This window comes from Aminobacter sp. P4_H6_2 (assembly GCF_056400805.1).
The window spans coordinates 1-1,712 of sequence record NZ_JBFUKO010000881.1; the positions used below are offsets into that span (position 1 = coordinate 1).

The following is a 1,712-nucleotide window of genomic DNA, read 5'->3' on the forward strand; positions in this document are numbered from 1 at the left end:
CTTCCAGCTTGTTGAGGTTCACGGTGAGGGGAGAGTCGTAGGCAGCATCATTGGCCTGAAACCGTGCCATCTTCTGGCGATGGCGCTCTCGAATATACTGTTCGCGCTGTTCACGCTCGAGGCGAGCCTTCCACGCCCCTTCCGGCTCGCCCTGCTCCAAAACATGCTCTTCACCCTGGGGCCTGCTTGCGAAYGGATTCGCAGTTACCTGCTGCGTTTGCGCCGGAACAGCCGGCAAGGGTCCAAGCGTGATCGCCCCAACCGGCTCACCGATGATCCCGTCCGACACCCCGCGTTTCAGCTGGTCGGCATATGTCGATGCCGAATTGTTCGACGCGGCGCCAATGCCCTCGTCACGGTCGAAATACAAGCCACGCGACGTCAAGCCAAAGATGATGACGGCGAAGAACAAGACGACGAGTACTGCCGCCAGGATGACCGGCAGCCGGTTGAGTCGACGGATGCCGGAGGCGCTCTCCACCGTTGCAACCCCGCTGAGCTTCAAGGATTGAACCATGCCTTCCCCCTCCCTTATCCGCGGCGCATGACCGAAAGCGGACTTGCCGGAGAGGCTCCTGACATCGTCGCCTTGTAGGCGCGGCCTAATTCGACGGTGTTTGTCGATAGTCGCGCCAGGACCTGGCCTTCATGGCTGTCGATGGCATAGGCGAGCGGGATCTCCTTCTGGCCGTCCGTCTTCTGGTCGGTGACGACGGCATAACCCCAGCTCTTCAGCGACGCCTCAAGCGCCTGGCCAAAGGGTGAGCTGTCAGGTTTCAAAATGATGGTGCCGCTTGCGGGACCAATCTGTTCGGCAAGCTTTGTGACCATGTCGCCTGCAATGGCGCTCGCAACAGGTCCAGAAATCTCCGGCGGCGCTAAACTTTCGACGAGCCCATCGGTCATGGAGGCTTGGCAAGCGGCAAGCGCGCTCGACAAAAACAGAATGGCTATGTTGTGGCGCATTGTCAGCCTCCTCGCCTGATGGTGATCTTCTCCTGTTTCCTTCCGACGCCAGAGACAAGGACCGCGCGGTCGACATGATAGTCCACGACCATCATGTCCCCTTTCATCCGATAGTTGACGACGCGATTCTCACCCCCCGAGACCACGAACAGCACCGGCGCATCCTGCCCGGAGACTGATCGCGGAAACTGGATGTAGGTCTTGGTCCCGTCGGAATAGACCCGTGTCGGCCTCCAGCGAGCATTGCCCGAGACGGAATAGCTGAAATTCAGTTGCTCCGCCGGAACGCCGGCGCCCGGAATAATGCTTGCCTCCAATCGTGCATTGACGTCCGCGAGCTTCGAGCTCACATCCTCCGGGTACTCGAAACCGACACGCGCCATGTACTGGCTTTGATGCGATTTGAGCTGAATGTGGTAGGTGCGTCGCGAGGTGGTTACGACCATCGAGGTGACAAGATCCGGTTCGGACGGTTTGACGATCAGGTGGATCGCCTGGCCGCCGATGGCGCCTGAGGTCGCTGGCTCAACCTTCCAGCGCACCGTATCGCCGACCAGCACGTCGCGCACTGCCTCGCCTGCCTGAAGCTCTATATCGCAGACCTGCAGGGGTGAGCAGACGACGGAAGGCTGGACCTCGCCATAGAGGAAGATCACTTTGCCGTCGGCCCCTTTGGTCACGAGGCCCTTTTTCCCTCGCCACTGTCCGGAAATGCCGGTGCCCTTTTGTTCGTTGGCGTTCATACC

General features: G+C 60.1%; 2 protein-coding genes and 1 pseudogene. All 3 read right to left on the bottom strand.

What is annotated here, in order from left to right; all coding sequences use genetic code 11:
* Positions 1 to 517, bottom strand: a pseudogene (locus tag AC1DUU_RS31255) (IncP-type conjugal transfer protein TrbI); the annotation flags it as partial.
* 14 nt (positions 518 to 531) lie between these two features.
* Entirely contained in the window at positions 532 to 966 is a 435-nt protein-coding gene (trbH, locus tag AC1DUU_RS31260) for a conjugal transfer protein TrbH (RefSeq protein WP_476787185.1), read from the bottom strand.
* Between the two features lie 2 nt (positions 967 to 968).
* The coding region (gene trbG, locus AC1DUU_RS31265; RefSeq protein ID WP_476787186.1) for a P-type conjugative transfer protein TrbG at positions 969 to 1,712 on the bottom strand (744 nt) is incomplete at its 5' end.

Excerpts from the sequence above, each read along its gene's own strand:
- trbH (WP_476787185.1), bottom strand. The coding sequence starts at position 966 with ATGCGCCACAACATAGCCATTCTGTTTTTGTCGAGCGCGCTTGCCGCT.